The organism is Acidobacteriota bacterium (assembly GCA_016716715.1).
Classification (GTDB): domain Bacteria; phylum Acidobacteriota; class Thermoanaerobaculia; order UBA5066; family UBA5066; genus Fen-183.
Window position 1 is genome coordinate 132,483 of sequence record JADJVE010000010.1, and the last position, 17,436, is coordinate 149,918.

Annotated in this window: 13 protein-coding genes and 2 pseudogenes; 4 read left to right on the forward strand and 11 right to left on the reverse strand. The window is 67.6% G+C overall.

What is annotated here, in order from left to right:
• The first annotated feature begins 5 nt into the window (after positions 1-5).
• Together fdxH and IPL89_16035 are read left to right on the forward strand one after the other, a co-directional pair.
• Positions 6-893, forward strand: coding sequence for a formate dehydrogenase subunit beta (fdxH, locus tag IPL89_16030; GenBank protein ID MBK9064682.1), 888 nt, complete (start codon positions 6-8; stop codon positions 891-893).
• Positions 894-904: 11 nt separating this feature from the next.
• Entirely contained in the window at positions 905-1,594 is a 690-nt protein-coding gene (locus tag IPL89_16035; protein MBK9064683.1) for a formate dehydrogenase subunit gamma, read from the forward strand.
• A 1-nt stretch (position 1,595) separates the two neighbouring features.
• Here the strand turns inward: IPL89_16035 and IPL89_16040 are convergent, their stop codons facing one another.
• On the reverse strand, positions 1,596-2,342 hold the full coding sequence (locus tag IPL89_16040) for a hypothetical protein (protein ID MBK9064684.1): 747 nt from the start codon (positions 2,340-2,342) through the stop codon (positions 1,596-1,598).
• A 101-nt stretch (positions 2,343-2,443) separates the two neighbouring features.
• Here IPL89_16040 and IPL89_16045 point away from each other — a divergent pair, with 101 nt between their 5' ends.
• Complete coding sequence (locus tag IPL89_16045) at positions 2,444-2,992, forward strand: BON domain-containing protein (protein MBK9064685.1); 549 nt, start codon at positions 2,444-2,446, stop codon at positions 2,990-2,992.
• Positions 2,993-3,052: 60 nt separating this feature from the next.
• On the opposite strand, the gene IPL89_16050 is transcribed toward IPL89_16045, so the two are convergent.
• The 6 genes and pseudogenes from IPL89_16050 to IPL89_16075 form a co-directional block, all read right to left on the reverse strand.
• Positions 3,053-4,981, reverse strand: a complete 1,929-nt coding sequence (locus IPL89_16050; protein ID MBK9064686.1) for a DUF3604 domain-containing protein — start codon at positions 4,979-4,981, stop codon at positions 3,053-3,055.
• A gap of 10 nt (positions 4,982-4,991) precedes the next feature.
• A complete protein-coding gene (locus tag IPL89_16055) occupies positions 4,992-5,684 on the reverse strand; it encodes a hypothetical protein (GenBank protein ID MBK9064687.1) in 693 nt (230 codons plus the stop codon).
• Between the two features lie 47 nt (positions 5,685-5,731).
• A pseudogene (locus tag IPL89_16060) lies at positions 5,732-8,168 on the reverse strand (arylsulfatase).
• Positions 8,165-10,450 carry a tetratricopeptide repeat protein gene (locus IPL89_16065; protein ID MBK9064688.1) on the reverse strand — a complete coding sequence of 762 codons (2,286 nt, stop codon included), beginning with the start codon at positions 10,448-10,450 and terminating at the stop codon, positions 8,165-8,167. The pseudogene IPL89_16060 and the gene IPL89_16065 overlap by 4 nt, the downstream one beginning before the upstream one ends.
• A gap of 1 nt (position 10,451) precedes the next feature.
• A complete protein-coding gene (locus IPL89_16070; protein MBK9064689.1) occupies positions 10,452-10,937 on the reverse strand; it encodes a ubiquinol-cytochrome c reductase iron-sulfur subunit in 486 nt (161 codons plus the stop codon).
• Positions 10,919-12,148, reverse strand: a complete 1,230-nt coding sequence (locus IPL89_16075) for a cytochrome b N-terminal domain-containing protein (protein MBK9064690.1) — start codon at positions 12,146-12,148, stop codon at positions 10,919-10,921. Before IPL89_16075 ends, IPL89_16070 begins: the two co-directional genes overlap by 19 nt.
• 757 nt (positions 12,149-12,905) lie before the next feature.
• Between IPL89_16075 and IPL89_16080 the strand changes: the two genes are divergently transcribed.
• Entirely contained in the window at positions 12,906-13,217 is a 312-nt protein-coding gene (locus tag IPL89_16080; protein ID MBK9064691.1) for a DUF3943 domain-containing protein, read from the forward strand.
• Between the two features lie 655 nt (positions 13,218-13,872).
• Here the strand turns inward: IPL89_16080 and IPL89_16085 are convergent.
• The 4 genes and pseudogenes from IPL89_16085 to IPL89_16100 all read right to left on the reverse strand — a co-directional run.
• Positions 13,873-14,790 (reverse strand): annotated as a pseudogene (locus IPL89_16085) (phosphatase PAP2 family protein).
• 18 nt (positions 14,791-14,808) lie between these two features.
• Positions 14,809-16,416: an arylsulfatase gene (locus tag IPL89_16090; protein ID MBK9064692.1), complete on the reverse strand. Its 1,608-nt coding sequence runs from the start codon at positions 16,414-16,416 to the stop codon at positions 14,809-14,811.
• Positions 16,417-16,439: 23 nt separating this feature from the next.
• The gene (locus IPL89_16095) at positions 16,440-16,769 is read right to left on the reverse strand and encodes a hypothetical protein (GenBank protein MBK9064693.1); all 330 of its coding nucleotides are present in this window, start codon (positions 16,767-16,769) and stop codon (positions 16,440-16,442) included.
• A 151-nt stretch (positions 16,770-16,920) separates the two neighbouring features.
• A partial coding sequence (locus IPL89_16100; protein MBK9064694.1) for a DUF4136 domain-containing protein occupies positions 16,921-17,436 on the reverse strand: 516 nt, incomplete at its 5' end.

Sequence of the window (17,436 nt, forward strand, 5' to 3'; positions counted from 1 at the left end):
CGGCCATGAGCGTTCAGAACACTCTCGAGGTCGTCCGCTCCTCCGCGCAGGTCTGGGGCTCCGGTTCCGGCCTGCGCTCCCTCCCGACCGTCTCGAAGCTCGTCGACACGTCCACGTGCATCGGCTGCAAGGCCTGCGAGGTCGCCTGCCAGGAGTGGAACGACCTCAAGGCCGTCGCCACCGTCAACGACGGCGACTACCAGACCCTCCGGACGCTCGACGCCGAGTTCTGGAACCTGATCCGCTTCGACGAGCGTGAAGTCGACGGCGGCATCAAGTGGCTCATGCGCAAGGACCAGTGCATGCACTGCGCCGAGCCCGGCTGCCTCGAGGCCTGCCCCGCGCCCGGCGCGCTCGTCCAGTACGCAAACGGCATCGTGGACGTGAACCCCGCCCAGTGCATCGGCTGCGGCTACTGCGAGACGGGCTGCCCGTTCGACGTGCCGCACTTCTCGGCAAAGACCGGGAAGATGGGCAAGTGCACGCTCTGCGTGGACCGCGTGTCCGTCGGCCTCGAGCCGGCGTGCATCAAGGCCTGCCCCACCGGATGCCTCCACTTCGGCACGAAGGAGCAGATGGTCGCGCTCGGCAACCAGCGCGTCTCGGCCCTCAAGGCGGCGGGCTACGCGCAGGCGGCGCTCTACGACCCGATGGGCGTCGGCGGAACCGGGGTCGTCACGGTCCTCGCGTTCGGCGACCATCCCGAGTGGTACGGCGGCCTCCCGAAGGCGCCGCGTATCCCGCTCGCCGTCACGTTCTGGAAGAAGTGGCTCCGCCCGATCGGCTTCCTCGCGATCTTCGGCGCCATCGTCGGCGCGTTCGGCCACCACCTGTACCACGGCAACAAGGGTCACATGGACCCGGGCCCCGTCGGGCCGGACGAGAAGGGCTGAGGGAGGCGCGCATGAGCAAAGTCGTCCGTCAGATCGGCTTCGACGAAGGCGCCTACGTCGCGCGCGAGAAGGAAGACGTCGTCGTCGGAAGCGAGATCATCCGCCACCGCCTCTCCTCGCGCGTCATCCACTGGGCCGTCGCCGACACGTTCTTCGCCTGCCTCTTCACGGGGCTCCCGATCTGGACGCCCGTGTTCGGCTGGATGGCGACGCTCGTGGGCGGCATGAGCGTCTGCCGCCTCGTCCACCCCTGGTTCGGCCTCGCCTTCGCGCTCTCGTCGCTCGTCATGGCCGTCCACTGGTGGAGCGAGATGGAGATGTCGAAGGAGGAGCGCGGCTGGGTCGGGCCGAAGCTCCTCGAGTACCTGCGCGACCGGGCGAACCACGACAAGATCGGCAAGTACAACGGCGGCCAGAAGGTCTATTTCTTCACGTCGAAGCTGGGCGCCCTCGGCCTCCTCGTGTCGGGGATCGTCATGTGGTACCCGGCGTCGTTCCCGGCCTGGGCCCGCCAGGTTGCGTTCCTGCTCCACAACTTCAGCTTCATCCTGTTCACGGTCTCACTCGTGTTCCACATCTACCTCGCGAGCATCGCCGAACCCGGCACGTTCAACTCGATGACGCGCGGCACGGTGTCGAAGGCGTGGGCCCGCATCCATCACCCGAAGTGGTACCGCGAGCTCATGGGGCTCGAGAAGTAGGTCAGAACCGAATCCCGACTCCCGCGAAGCCGTACCAGAGCGTGGCGAAGCTGTAAACCTCGTCGTTGTCGGCGCCACCGTCGAGGACCCGGCCGCCGGCGTAGAGGCTCACGGTCCGGGACACGGCCCAGTCGCCTTTCAGCGAGACGTCGATCGCCCTTCCCTGCGGGGCGCCGAGCGCATCGGCCTCCAGATCGACCGCAAACCGCTCGGCAACCTGCCACCGGGCGCCCGCGTAGATGAGAGGCACGAAGCCCGTGTCGGATTTCTCGGCGGATCCCCCCGCCCCGGAGATGTCGATCCTGGCATCGCGGATCTTGGCCGTCAGACCGAGACGGAGCGAAAGCGGCGACGAGGACGGAAACCGGTAGTACCCGGACAGGCGCCACGAGTTGAAGCGATAGCCCGCGTTCAGCGGCTCACCCGCGGGGAACGTCGTCCCGGCGAAGAACACGGGCGACGTCGGCGTGAAGTCGACGCTCAGGGCCAGGGGCGCGGCGACGAACCGGGCCGACCAGCGGGGCGAGACATCCCACGTGAGCGTGGCGCGCCCGGAGGCGAACGGGCCCTCGTCGTAGTCCGCGAGGGAGACCCGGGTGCCCGTCGTCCCCGGCACGGCGAAGACGTTTCGTGTCTGCCACACGGGCCCCGCCTCGACGTCGAGCCGGAATCCGTCGGCGAGCGCGGGATGCGCGGCCGTAAGGGCCAGAAGCGCGAAAGGAGCCCATCGGAGGGAAAGAAGCTTCACCATGCCTTCTCTACGACGGCCGGGGCCCGTAGGATTCCTGCATTGCGCCGGCGGGAGACCGGCATTAATGTCCTCGAGCCAGATACGAGAAGGAGAGAACCATGAAGCCGAAAACCGCCCTCTTTGCATGCATCCTCGCCGCCGCTTTCGCGGCGTCGCCCGCGCTCGCCTCCGACGCGAAGTCCGTCGCCGACAAGGAGGCCGCCATCGCGAAGCTGCTCGTCGACAAGCTCGGGCCGGACGCCGCACCGATCAAGGTCGCGATCGTCGGCGAGAAGACGACGCTCACCGGCCAGGTCGAGAAGCGGGCCACGCAGGAGCTGGCCGACGAGGTCCTCAAGTACGCGGGTGTCAAGAAGATCGACAACCAGGTCAAGGCCAAGAACGAGAAGGGCCTCTTCGAGGGCAAGACGAAAAAGGAAATGGCCGACAACAAGATCGAGAGCAACGTCCGCTCCAGGGTGAAGGGCGAGGTCGGGACCTACTACAAGGAGGTCCGGATCGAGTGCACGGGCTCCACGTGCTCCGTGCGCGGCACGCTTCCCGACCAGGCTCGCAAGGACCTCGCGCTGAAGTCCGCGGCCAGCGTCGAGGGCGTCACGAACGTCATCGACCTTCTCCGCGTCGGCCCGGCCAAGAAGAAGAGCTGAGCCCGCGCTTTCGCGGATTCAAAGGCGGGGGCGCATCGGCGCCCCGCTTTTCGTTTCAGGCTACGGCGTGTACCAGATCGGCGACGTGTAAGCCCGCTCCGTGATCGTCATGCGGGTGCCGGGGAGCGGCTTCGTCCCGAACCGCGCGGCGTCGTACGCCGTCCAGCGCGGCGTCGGGATCTCGATCACGCGTCCGTAGTAGAACGCCCGCTGTGCGGGGTCGAAGGCCGGGTCCTTCCAGACCGCGACGAGCTCGGGCGCTCCGATGGTGTTCGTGTACGTCGCCTTCACGACGTCCACCGTATCGCCGACCGGCGGGAGTTTGCCCGTCTTCGGGTCCGGCTTGCGGGAGCCCGACCACGCGACGTCGTAGACCTTTTCCTGCAGCTCGCCCTTGGCGTCCATCCATCCCTTGACGATCTGGACCCGGTCGAGGTTCGCGCCGATCGGGTCCCGGAGCGCGCCGACGAGGAACGTCGGCGCCTTGCCCGCGGGGGCCTTCGAGAGGTCGCCGCCCATCGGGACGCCCTTGGCGTAGCCGACGCGCCCGGGCATCCGGTCATACGCGTCGTTCGCTTCGAAGTCGAAGCCGCCGAAGAACCGCACGATCATGCGCGTGCCGGTCGTGGCGTACGTCTCGCGGCGCTGCATCGCATCGAAAATCGCCTCGCGCGTGTTCTCCTTCGCCCACACGGCCGCCCAGCCCGACGCGCCGACTTCCCAGTCCATGATCGTCACGCCGCTCTTCTTGTTTCCGATGAAGGCCTTCGTCAGGCGTTCCGGGCTCGGCTCCTGGGGCGCCGTCTTGCCGAAGAAGTTGTCCTCTTCCATGGCCGTGAGGCCGGTGTGCGCGTCCGAGCTGCCGATCATCCCGAACTTGTAGGGGTTCGCGCCGAACTGCTGCTCGAGCTTCAGGCCGTTCTTCAGCGCGGACCGGGCGTACTCGTACTCGAGCATGTCCTTCGTCTTCGCCACCGTGCCGTCGAGGTTGCCCTTGTCCCAGAGCTCGAACGCGGCGAATTCGTCGTTCGGCGAGAGGAAAGGATGGGCCTCGCCGGTTCCCTTCGTCTGCGTCATCTCGTAGAGCGGCTCGCGCTTCGCGCGCGTCTCGGCGTACGTCCGGTCGAACTTCTTCCCGAAGGCCTCGACGACCGGGAACATGATCCCGTTCGACAGGTTGCCGTTGTGGGCGATGGCGAGGACGTCGCTCCCCGTCTTCTGCTCCGCCATCGTCATCCACTTCCACAGGTCCTCGGGGTTGTCGCTCCCGAGAGGCTTCAGCGTCGTGTACGGCTCGACGAGGCCCGCCTGCGTCCCGTTTCCGCGGAATACGACGTTGCGGTGGAGGTTGTTGCCGCCCGTGTTCGAGGTCCACTCGAACCCGATGAAGGCGGTGAACCGGCCCGGGTCGTTGTAAGCCTCCGCCGCCTTGATCGTCTCCAGCCACGCGTTGCGGTACGCGGCCGTTCCCGGCGACGGAAATCCCTTCGGCAGCTTGTTCTGGCCGAAGCTCACGATGATGTCCATGGCTGCCTCAGCGCCCTGGCCGCCCTTGATCTGGTCGTACCACTTGCGGCCCTGGGGCGTGGCGAGGAGTCCAGGATCGCCGCTCATGAGCTGCGGGAAGAACCCCATGCCGTCCGAGTGGTCCGCCACGACGAGGAAGTCGAGCGGACGGGAGAGCTTGACCGGCTGGCCCGAGTTCGACGTGACCTCCTCGCCCCGGGCGAACCGGTACGCGTCCCGCGGCGTGAGCCGCGCGCCGAAAGCTCCGGCGTCCATCGAAAAGCCCGTGTGGAGGTGCGTGTCGCCGAAGTACGGTCGCGTCGGGTAATCGCGGCCGGCGTACGGCGAGTACCCCGGCTTCGGGAACGCTTTCGCGAGGGCCGCGGGGTCGTGCTCGCCGGCGTCCTGGGCGAAGGCGGGCGCCGTCAGGAGCGCGCCCAGCACGAGCGCGGCCGACCATCCGAGAGTTCTTCGAATCTTCATGTCAATCCCCTCACATCTTCCGGTAGCCGGAATTCTGGATCGTGACCTTGAGCTCCTTGCCCTTTGCGTCGAGGATCGTCTGGGACTCGTAGACGGCGCCGTTGTCGAGCTTCCCGAACTGCACGGCGAGAGACACAGGCGCGTTGTCGGAATCCATCGTGCTCACGACGGCTGCCGAGGCGAGAGTGTTGTCCGCCATGTTCATGTCGATGGCGAGGCTGTCGCCGGGCTTCAGGTAGCCCGCGAGCGTGACGCGGACCCTGTTGCCGGGCTGCGGCGAGACGGAGAGCCGGCCGGCGGCCTTGACCGCGTCGATCTTCGCGGGGTCCGGCGGGAGGTAGCGCTTCACGAGCGCGACGGCCTCCTTCATGTAGTCGGACATCTCCTCTTTCTTGTTCTCGATGATCTTCCCGCGCAGGCCGCCCTTCTTCTTTTCCTCCGGAGCGGCCCCGACCGGGACCTTCTGGAGGGCTCCGTCGGCCCCGTAGTAGCAGCGGTCCTGCAGCGTCGACTTGTCCTCGCCCTTGACGTTCACGACGGTGGTCTGGATCCACTCGTACTGGCGCAGCACGGCCTTGCTGCTCGCGAGCGACGACTTGAGCGCCGCCACGCGGTCCTCGCCGGAGGGCTGCTGGGCGGACGCGGCGCCCGCCGCTACAGACAGGATGGCTCCACACATGACGATTCTGGACACGGACTTCATGGGATCCTCTTTCCTTTCCTTACTGATGACGAACGCGTTGCGATCACTCAGTCCGACAGTGCCTTCTTCTGCGCAACATCCGCGTGGGCCTTGCCCTCCGCGGCCTTTACGGGCGCCGGCATCGGCGCCAGCTCCACGGTGACCTTCGCGATCCTGCCGGTGAATCTGTAGGGCGCCGGAATCCCGTAGTCCTCGACGACCGGCGTTTCCCCGTCCTCTCCGACGTCGGCGCCCTCGTCGGCCGAGAAGATTCCGAACTGCGTCCGGTCGATCCGGCCTTCCGCGGCTTTCTTCCCGTTGACGAAGATCGTTCCGAGGCCCCCCTTCCCGAGGCCGCCCCCGTCATAGGCGAATTCGAACCGGATCGTCGCTTTCCCCGCGGAGACGGGCGCCCCCGCGGCAATGGTGAACCGCTGCAGCCCGAGGAAGTTATAGGTGTAGGTCGGCCTGCCATCCTTCAGGTAGAGGCTCCAGCCGCCGAACCGTCCGGCCTGGCAGAGGATCACGCCATTCGCACCCTTTTCCGGGATCGTCACCTCGGCGGTGACCGAGTGGGAGCGGTTCTTCGCGTTGATGAAGACGTTCTCGGACATCCCGGCCATTCCCTCGTAGACCGTGAGAGACGTGCGGCCCGCCATGAGGTCCGGGCGGCCGGCGAGCGCGGCATTCGACCGCTCGAGCGTCCGGTCGTCGATGGGCAGCACGCTGTACTTCACGGCCTCCTTCAGGAAGACGTCCTGCATCTCCTTCAGCTTCGCCGGGCTCTTTGCCGCCAGGTCGTTCGCCAGACTGAAGTCTGTCCGCGTGTCGTAGAGCTCCCACACGTCCTTGTCGAGCGTCGTGCGGGGCTTGGGCTCCCACGCCGCCCGGTGGACGGTGCCGGCGAGCCAGCCGTCGTGGTAGATCGCGCGGTTGCCGAAGATCTCGAAGTACTGCGTGAGGTGGTTGTCCTTCGCCTTCGCGTCGTTGAAGGAAGCGAGCATGCTCACTCCCTCGATCGGTGTCTGAGAAACGCCGTTCACGACCTTCGGCTCGGGCAGGCCCGCGGCCGCGAGGATCGTCGGCGCGACGTCGATGACGTGGTGCCACTGCGACCGGATCTCACCCCTGGCCTTGACCCCCTTCGGCCAGTGGACGACCATCCCGTTGCGCGTTCCGCCGTAGCTCGAGGCGACCTGCTTGGTCCAGGTGAACGGTGTGTCGCCCGCCACGGCCCATCCAGCGGCGTAGTGCCCGTAGGCCATCGGGCCGCCCAGCTCGTCGTAGTGCTTCAGGACGTCCGCGACGGTCTCCGGCACGCCGGCGAAATACGTCATCTCGTTGAACATCCCGTTCATCCCGCCCTCGGCGCTCGCCCCGTTGTCGCCCACGATGTAGAAGACGAGCGTGTTGTCGAGCTGGCCGAGATCCGCGATCGTGTCGACGAGACGGCCGATCTCGGTGTCGGTGTACTCGGCGAAGCCGGCGAAGACCTCCATCTGGCGGGTGAACAGCTTCTTCTCGTCGGCCGAAAGCGTGGCCCAGTCCTTGATCGCGGCCGGCTTCGGGGCGAGCTTCGTCCCCGCGGGCACGACGCCCAGCCTGATCTGGCGGGCGAGGGTCTCCTCGCGCAGCTTGTCCCACCCCTGATCGAATTGGCCCCTGTACTTCGCGATCCACTCCTTCGGGGACATGGTGCGGCGCGTGCGTGGCGCCCGGCGCGTAGTACATGAAGAACGGCTTGTCGGGTGTCAGCGACTTGACCGACTGGACCCACTTGATCGCCTGGTTCGTCATGTCGGTCATGAAGTGGTACTTCGGATCGGTCGACGCCTCGATCTTGACCATGCCGTCGTAGACGGCCGGCGCCCACTGGTTCGTCTCGCCGCCCATGAAGCCGTAGAACTTGTCGAAGCCGCTGCGGGTCGGCCAGCGGTCGGTCGGTCCCGACGGGCTGACCTCCCACGCGGCCGTCTCGTGGTTCTTCCCGAAATGGGCCGTCGTGTACCCGTTGTACCGGAGCATTGCGGCCAGCGGCGCGACGCTCTCGGGGCGCTGCCCGGTGTTGCCCGGGTACGCCGTGGCGGTTTCCATGATCGAACCCGTGTTGACCGTGTGGTGATTGCGCCCGGTGAGGAGCGCGGCCCGGGTCGGGGAGCAGAGGGCCGTAGTGTGGAACTGGTTGTACCTCAGGCCGGCCTGCGCGAGGCGGTCCAGCGTCGGCATGCGAAGGGGGCCGCCGAACGCGCCGGACTGGCCGAATCCCATGTCGTCGATGAGGACGATGAGGACGTTCGGGGCGCCGCCCGGCGCCTTCGCCTCGAACCGCGGCGGCGGCGGCGGGGCGTTGCGAATGTCCATGACGGTGCTGTGCGGGTAACTCGGCTCGTGGATCGGCAACACGCTCCGGTCCGGCGCCGGCTGCGCGACGGCCGGGAGGGCGACGGCACCGAAGAGGACGAGTCCGGCGAAGGAAATCCTGGCGATGGGAATCTGATCGGTCATCGCAGTCCTTTCATACGGCTGAGAATCACCCTGAGCTGGCCCGCTTCGGGGCGCGCGGGATCGATTGCCGCCATCCTATCCGCGAGGGGGGCCACCTCGGCAAGCCTTCCCTTACGAACAAGAAAATCGGCGAGGGCAAAGAGCAAATCGTAGCTCGACGGGTCGGCCGCCGCCGCCTGCCGCAGCATCTTCTCGGCCTCGGCGTCGCGCCCGACCTGCGCAAGGGCGAGTCCCGCGTTGTAGGCGGCGCGCGCGTTCGCCGGCATCCCCGCGGCGGCGCGGGCGAGCAGGGTCGCCGCCTCCGGCATCGCTCCCTTCTCGGCGACGAGGAGGCCGAGCGCATACGCGACCTCGGCGCGGTCCGGGTACGCCGCGAGGACTTCGCGCAGGAGCTTCTCGGCCTCCGCGCTCTTCCCCTGCCGGGCGAGGAGCATCGCGAGGTTCGCCTTCGGCGGATACGAGAGGTCGTCCACGGCGAGGGCCGCGCGGTAAGACTCCTCGGCCTTCACAGGATCGTGCATCCGCTCGTACATCAGCCCGAGGTTGTGGCCCGCGTACGAGAAGTCGAGCGAGTACTCCATGGCCTTCACGTAGTCGGCGAGCGCGGTGTCGAGCGCGTCCTTCTGGTAGGGCTTCAGCAGCGCGGGCGCCGTTCCGGCGAGCTGCGCGGCCGCTTCGAGGCGCACGGCGCGGAACGGGTCCGCGAGGAGCGGCGCGAGCCGGGCGACGCGCTCGGCCTCGTCCGCGATCGGGGCCAGCGCGACGGCCGTCCTGCGGATCAGGGGCTCCTCGTCGAGGAGCGCGCGGCGGAACGCGGCGGTCACGTCGGGGCCGCGGTACTGGCCGAGGAGGGAAAGGGCCGTGGCCCTCACGAGCGTCGGGGAGAGCGCGTCGGCTTCGAGCCGGAGCAGATCGGCCTTCGCCGCCGGGCTCCCCTTGCGGCCCGCCGCGAGAACCGTTCCGTAGTGCGGCTTTCGTGCGGTCCCGTACCACTTGTCGAACGCGTTCGTCACCCACGAGAGCGGCTTGTCTGCGTGGCAGCCGGAGAGGCTGCACGAGTTCGGCACGCCGAGGTCCCGCGTCAGGTCGGGCCGCGGGATGCGGATGCTGTGGTCCGCGCGCATGTGGACGACCATGAACGGCGACTTCGGCATGTGGCAGGACGCGCAGAGCGCCCCGTCGCTCGGCCTTCCCTTCCATTCCTTCTTGTGGAAGTGGTGGCGCGCGTCGTCGTAAGCCGGAGCCGAGTGGCACTGCAGGCAGACGCCGTTGCCGTCCTTCTTGAGCTTCAGCGTGTGGGCGTCGTGGCAGTCCGTGCAGCGGACGCCCATCCGGAACATCTTGCTCTGGACGAACGAGCCGTACTCGAAGTCCTCGTCGAGGATCTGCCCGTCCGGGTGGTACGTGCCCTCGGCGAGAAGGACCGGGACGTGGTTGTCGAGGAGCTCAGGCCGGCGGTGGTCGTAGCCGCCCAGCTCGACACGGCGCGAGTGGCACGGCGCGCACAGCTCGACGAGCTCGCGGTTCGTGACGTTCGAGGTCTTGAGGACGAGGCCGAAGTTGTCGACGCGCGAGCGCCCCATCGGCGGCACTTCGGCCCACGCCACGTGCCTCGAGCCGGGGCCGTGGCAGGCCTCGCAGCTCACGTCGACCTCGGACCACGTGGTCGTGAACGTGTTCGTCCTCGGATCGAAGCCCTTCACGAGGTTCGTCGAGTGGCAGCCCGCGCACATACCGTTCCAGTTCTGGCCGTTGCGCGTCCAGTGCAGCCAGTCGGACGGCGGGATCTTCCTGCCGGGGTAGAGGAAGAACCAGCGCTTGCCGGGAACGTCCCACGCGAGCGAGAACGCCTGCATCCGCCCACCCGGGAACTTGATGAGGTACTGCTGGAGCGGATCCCAGCCGAACGTGTAGGCCGCCTCGTAGACCGTGGGCTTGCCGTCCGGCGCGGCCGTCTCGATGAGGAACTTCTTCCCGTCGCGGAAGAAGCGGGCCTTCATCCCGTCGCCCTCGAAGACGACGCCCGAGAAGTCGCCGCGCACGGTCGCGTCGGTCGCCTCCGTCATCGCGAGGTCGTGGTGCGAGCCCGTCCAGGCCTTCGTCGCCTTCTCGTGGCACTTCGCGCACGCCTTGCGGCCGACGAACGTCGCCTCCGCCGGCTCCGTGCTCTTCGGCGCGGGCCTCTGCAGGGCGTCGCGGACGAGCGCGAGCGGGCACGAGGCGACGACGAGGGCGGTCGCGACGAGCGCTGCGAACCTCCAGCGCGCGAGGTCGTCCGTCACCTCACGCCCTCGTCACCTGCGCCGCGTCGAACGCGGACCGGCGGATGGGCGCCGACACGTCCACCTTGACGATGCCGTTCTCGATCCTGACCGCGAAGAGGTCGAGCGGGCGCGGCGCGGGCGGCGCGAGGACGTCGCCGCGCAGGTCGAATACGGACGCATGGCACGGGCATGCGAAGCGCCCGGCCGCCTCGTCCCACGGCACGCTGCACCCGAGGTGCGTGCACTGGCGGTGCAGCGCGAGGAACCCGCCGTCGGCAAGCCGCACGAGGTAGAACTTTCCCGCCGGGAACGCCGTGACCGAGCCCGGCGCGAAGCCGTCCGCCGGGCCCGCGACGACGAGGCTGCCCGCGCTCTTCGGCGCCTTCGGGCGCGGCTTCAGGAACGCCACGACGATCCACGAGGCCTCGGCGAGGGCCGCGACCCCGAGAGAGAGCCACGCGACCTTCAGGAACGACCGCCGCTCCGTCACGCGTTCCACGGCCACACCAGCTTCATGCCCGCTCCCCGGAACCAGATTCCGACGGCCGTCAGGACGGCGAAGGCCGTCCCGAAGAAGACGAAGAGGGCCTGCGTCGCCTCGAGACGCGTCGCTCCAAGCCGCGACCGCAGGAACCGAAAGCCCGCGGCGGCTCCGGCGAGAACAGCGGCGACCGGCAGGACGCCGCGCAGAAAGAACGCGGCGCCGCCCGAAGGCGCACCCGACTTGCCGAGGACGAGCGCGTCGGCGATCACGAGGATCGGCGTCGCCACGAGTGCGAGGGCGGCCGCGAGCTTCGCTGTGCGCCGGCCGTTCTCCGAGAGGAACCACGCGCCGCGCGGCTCGGCGTCCGAAAAGCCCAGATACGGCAGCGCGCAGAGCGCGGCGACGCCGAGCAACGGCACGACGACGACCGCGAAGAGCGGGTGGAGGTGGACGAGGAGCTCCTGAAAGCCGAGGAAGTACCAGGGCGCCTTCGCGGGGTTCAGCGAGAGGCCGGGGTTGGCCGCGGGGCCGAGCGGCGCACGCACGAGGGCGGAGAAGAGCGTCACCGCGGCGAGCACGACGAGAGCCGCAGCAAGCTCGCGCCACAGGAGCTCCGGCAGGAAGAGGACCTGCTCCGGCTTGCCCTTCTCGTCGCGGACCGCGTCCGGCGGGAGCACGACGCCGCCGGCCTTTCTCACGCGCCAGAAATGGAACCCGGCGCCTGCGAAGAGCAGCACGGGAATCCACTGCGTGTGAAGCGCGAAGTACGTCCCGAGCGTGGCCGGGCCGATCTCCTCGCCGCCGCGGAGGAACGCGGCGAGCGCGGGCCCCGCGAGCGGGACGTACGCCGCCATCCCGGTGACGATCGTGACCGCCCAGTACGCGAGCTGGTCCCACGGCAGCAGGTAGCCCGTGAAGGCCGACGCCGCGATCGCCGCGAGGAGGAACAGGCCGACAAGCCAGTTCAGCGCGCGCGTGCCGAGGAAACCGCCCGTAAAGACGACGCGCAGCAGGTGGAAGACGGCAACGAGGACGAGAAGGTTCGCGCTCCAGTGGTGGATCGCGCGGACGAACGCCCCGAACGTCACCTCACCCTGCAGCTTCTCGATCGACGCGTACGCGTCGCCGGGCACGGGCGTGTACCCGAACATCAGGAGCGAGCCCGTGACGAGGAGGATCGAGAGGAGGACGAGCGTCGACCCGCCGAGCCCGAACGTGTGCGTGAAGCGGATTGCCGCGGCCCGGACACGGACGGGGCGAAGGTGAAGGACGAACGTCGAGACGACGGCCCTTGCGCTCTCGGCGGCTTCACTTCCTCACTATAGCGCAGGCCCGCGCGGCCAGGGGCGCAGGTGCATCAACGACGAACACTTTGTGTATGCTTAATCTCCCCAGTGGCGGCGAAAGCCGCGGCGCTTTCAATCTTGAGACTCACGCGCAGTGCTGAACTGACCGCGATTGCGGCCGCCCTGATGCTCGCCCTCCCAACCCGAGGCGCGAGCGCCGACTCGTCCCTGGCCGCCCCGGTCCCCGGGCCCGGGACGACTCCGCTCTGCCGGACCGGGAATCGCCGAATTCCATCTGCCCAACTCGGTTTTCAGGGACCTGGGCGTCACTCTCGAGGACGATTCCGCGTCTCTTCCGACGGGGGACTTCGGCTTCACGCTCAAGGACTTCGATTCGGAGGAGCTTCAGCTGCCCGCCGACTGGACGGGCGGAATCGCCGTCCAGCAGCCCCGTTGGCCGCAGCCGCCTCCCGAGGACACGCTCCGGGGCGTCCGGAACTGGGACTCGCCCTACGGGAAGAAATTCCTCCGGGGAACCCTCATCATCACCGGCACGGAGATCGCAAGCGGCGTCATCCTGGCGCTTCTGCCCAGCCAGTTCACGAAGTGGGACGACACCGCGCTCCAGCGGGGTTCCGCCAATTACAAGCGCGCGTGGAGCGAGGCTCCGACGTGGGACCGCGACTCCTTCTTCAACGACTACATGGGCCATCCGTATGCGGGCGCCCTGTACTACAACATGATGCGATCCCAGGGAGGGACCCCGCTGCAGTCCTTCGGGTTCACGCTCTTCCAGAGCACGCTATGGGAGTACGCGATCGAGTCGGTCGCCGAGCAGCCGAGCATCCAGGACCTCGTCATCACGCCGATCGCGGGCAGCCTCCTCGGGGAGGTCTTCCACCAGCTGTCTCTCGAGATCCTGAAGAAGGGAAACCTCAACTTCGGACAGAAGGTTCTCGTCTTCTTCCTGAACCCCTCCTGGGTGATCAACAACGGCTTCCGCGCGCCGGAGTAGCCGCTCAGCGTTTCAAATCCAGTTCCTTGAGCCTCTTCGCCGCCGTGCCGAACGGGCCGAGCTGGTATACGGCCGCGCCCACGGGCGAGAACGTGAACGGCTCGAACGGTTCCGCCAGCATCTTGTCGAGGGTGTCCCTGGGAGCGACGCCGGTGCTGACGTGGGGATTGAAGTTCGCCCCGGACATCTTCGGATCGAATGTCGACACGTATTGAATGATCGCGGCGTCGGTGGCGGGATCGTCGTGCGGAGCGGTGAACGCGCCGATGGGGCCGGTGGCCTGCATGAACGGCTTCGCGGCGGCAATGATCTTCGCTTGCAGGTCAAGGATCTCCGGCGTCGGCTTCGCGCAGATGCCGGCGATGCCCGTCGCGCCGGCCGGGGCGTAGTAGTACTTGAACGCCTCCAGCTTCATCGCCTTGACGTTGGCACTCGCGAGCACCTTCTCCGCGGCGGCAAAGAGTTTTTCCAGATCCGCCGTGCGGACGAAGCACTGGAGCATCGTAATGTGCGGGGTGTGCGTCGCGTCGAGCGCGAACCCCTTCGGGAAGACCGCCAGAAGGCGCGCGTTGTTCGCGGCGGCATGCCGGAGCATCGTCGCGTCCGGCTGGAGCAGGATGTCGATCGCCGTCACGTCGGCGCTCTGGAAACCGAGAGCCAGGGCCGCGGCCTCCGCCCTGCAATCGCCCGCGGGCGGGATGCCCCGGGCGCGAAGGGCCGCAAACTCGGCCTTGGCGGCTCGCAGGTCCGCGTCGAACGTGGGATCGGCGTGCAGCCGCGCCAGCGTGGCCGCGCCCATGAAGCGGCCCCAGACCACGTCGCTGTACCAGTGATGGTTGCAGACGATGCGGCTCTCGCCGTAGGCCCGGCCGCGGGCGAGGAGCTCGTCGGTCCGGTCCGGAGCGATCTCGCTGAGGACGAGGGCGAATCCCCAGCCGATTGCGGTGTGGCCCGACGGATAGGAGGGGTCCTTTTCGAGGAACCCGCGTGCTTCCGGGACGGCGAGAGGCTGGCCGTTCTGCTGGAAAGGACGCGTGCGCTCGTAGTGATTCTTCGCGGCGTAGGTGGAAAGGGCGAGATCACTGAACGAGCGTGACAGAAGCGTGTACAGGTACGGGGCGTTCTCCTTCGTGATCCGGGAGTTCAGCGCACAGGAGAAGTCGTCGATGAGGTGCGGGACCTTCAGATCGTAGTCTGAAGCCGCCAGAGCGAAGCGCGGCGTGCCGTGCAGCGCGAAAGTGTTGCGCGCGACCTCCTCGTCGTGCGCGAAGGCAGCCGAGCCGGGAAGCGGCGGGGGGGAAATGAGGGCGAGGCTGTTCGGCAGCGCCTTGGGGTCCAGATAGCCCTGCAGCGCGCCGAGACCGAGCTCCGGATGGAACTCGGGCACAGAGCTCAGGTTGGTTCTCGCTGGAGAGGCATCGCCGTTCTGGGTCGCGCAGCCCGTGACCAGACTCAACGCCAGCGTGCAGACGAGCACGGCGGCAGGAATGGAAGACTTGTGTCTGGGCCTCAATGGCAACGTCCTTTCGAGAAAAGCGGCCGACCGCGAGGTGCAGCCGGCCGCGACGGTCATTCCGGAGACAGGGCGGGCTCAGTGCCCGCCGGATTCCTTCATCTTCGCGAAGATCTCGTCCATGTTGAACGACGCGGCCTTCTGGCGCTGCGGGTAGTCCTTGAACGTCTGGATGAACTTCCCAACGAACGCCTGGGCCGGCACGAGCTGGAAGGCGTGGTCGAGGAGCCAGTCGTAGTACGTGTTGGACGTGATGTCGGCCCGCTCGTACGGATCGGTCCGGAGGTTGAAGATCTTCGGCACGCGCAGGCTCGTGAACGGCTCCGCCCACACGCGCAGCGTGCCCGTGGCGCGCTGCTCCATGAAGACGAACTTGAAGTTGTCGTACCTCAGGCCGGTGAGCTGCTGGTCATCGTTGACGTACAGGAATGACTCCCGCGGGCTCTTCTCGGCCTTCCCGGTCAGGTAGGGAACGAGGTTGTAGCCGTCGAGGTAGACCTTGTAGGTCATGTCCCCGACCTTGTAGCCCTTGAGGAGCCTCTCCGTCACCTGCGTGTCGCCCGCGACGGCAAGGAGCGTCGGCAGCCAGTCGTGGTGCGCGACCATCTCGTTCGAGACGCTGTCGGGCTTGATCTTCCCGGGCCAGCGGACCATTGCGGGCACCCGGTAAGCCCCTTCCCAGTTCGAGTTCTTCTCGTTGCGGAACGGCGTCATCGCGGCGTCGGGCCAGCTGTTCATGTGCGGGCCGTTGTCCGTCGAGTACATGACGAACGTGTTGTCCGCGATCTTCAGGTCGTCGAGGGTCTTGAGGACCTGGCCGACGTTCTTGTCGTGGTCGATCATGGCGTCGTGATACGGGCTCTGGAATCGGCCCGACTGACCGAGGCTCTCGGGTTTAACGTGCGTCCGGAAGTGCATGTGTGTGAAGTTCACCCAGACGAACGCGGGCTTCCCGGCCTTGTTCATGCGCTGGATGAAGTCCACGGCGCGGGCCGCCGTGTCGTCGTCGATCGTCTCCATCCGCTTCCGGGTCAGCGGGCCCGTGTCCTTGCACACCTGCTTGCCGACCTTGCCGAAGCGCGGGTCGACGGTCGTGTCATCCGTGGCCGAGGCCTTGCAGTCCATGACGCCGCGCGGCCCGAATTCGGCGCGGAACTTGGGATCCTTCGGGTAGTCCGGGAGCTCCGGCTCCTCCTCGGCGTTCAAATGGTAGAGGTTGCCGTAGAACTCGTCGAACCCGTGGACGGTGGGCAGGAACTCGTTCCGGTCGCCGAGGTGGTTCTTGCCGAACTGCCCGGTCGCGTAGCCGAGCGGCTTGAGCATCTCGGCGATCGTCGGGTCTTCCTTCTGGAGGCCCAGCGTCGCGCCCGGCAAGCCGACTTTCGTCATGCCGGTGCGCAGACCCGACTGGCCGGTGATGAACGATGACCGGCCCGCCGTGCAGCTCTGCTCGGCGTAGTAGTCGGTGAACATCATGCCTTCCTTGGCGACACGATCGATGTTGGGCGTCTTGTAGCCCATCAGGCCGTGCGAGTAGGCGCTGATGTTGGACTGGCCGACGTCATCGCCCCAGATGATGACGATGTTCGGCTTGCGGGCGGTGTTCTGCGCCTCGGCGGACGGCGCCGCGGCGAGGATGCCGAGCGCGAGCCCGAAGACCGGGGAGCGAGGTTTGAATGCCTTCATTCACGTTCTCCTTTTCGTGTCGTTCAGCGTCTCACGAACGAGACGTCGAACGTCTGCTTCTGAAGAGCCTGGAAATACGTGCCGACGAGCGTGTCGCTCGCCGGGTCGTATACGAGGCGATATGTGCTGCCGGGGTAGTTGGGGGCGCGCAACTCGACGAAGAGCGTCAGGGCGCCGTTCTCGGAGAACGCCTCCGCTTTCGCGACGTTGATCGGACGCGGGTTGAAATAAGCCGCGTCGGCCTTCCCCTCCGGCGAGACCGCGCGGATCTCGAGGATGTAGCCGCCGTCCTCGCGCAGCCAGCGGGCCACGAGTCTGTCGAACCCCGAGGCCGCAGGCTTCGCGGGTTCCAGGGCGGGAGCCGCCGTGGCCGTCGCCGCTGCGGTGGCTGCAGGCGCCGCCGGCTCTCCGCCCCTGGAGCGGCACGAAACGGCGCCCCCGATCAGAAGCGCACCGGCGAGGGCAATGCCCGTTCGCCGACGGTTTCTCAAACTGCCGACCGGCCTACTTCTTCGCCTGCGGCGGGTAGTTCTCGAAGAGCTTCTGGGCGACCTGGTCGGCCTTCTGCTGGCGCTCTTCCGGGGTTGCGCTCGTCGAGACCTGGTCCTTCGCGATGCCGCGCCAGACGGCGGTCTTCGCGCTCGCGTCGACGAGGTCGATCACGAGGGTGCCCGTCGGAATCTCCTGGACCGTCGTGGTCTGCATTCCGCCCATGCCGCCGTAGCGCCAGCCGCCGCCCCAGCCGCCGTACCCGTACGAATTGAGCTGAACGTCCTTCCCGAGGCTGAAGTGGGTGAAGACGATCAGGTCGCCTCCGTCCGGCACCTGCCGGAGCCCGCGGGCCGAGAGAGCGTTCCCGAGGGACTGGGCGAAGCGTTCGGCCGCGATCGGGTTTTTGGGCGCCGTACCGGCCTTGAGCGTGTACGTCTTGTACTTCGAGAAGTCGGTGCCCGGGGCGTAGTCTGTGTTGACCTCCAGCGTCGAAGCAGGCACAGCGGCGATCGCGAGGGCGACGGTGGC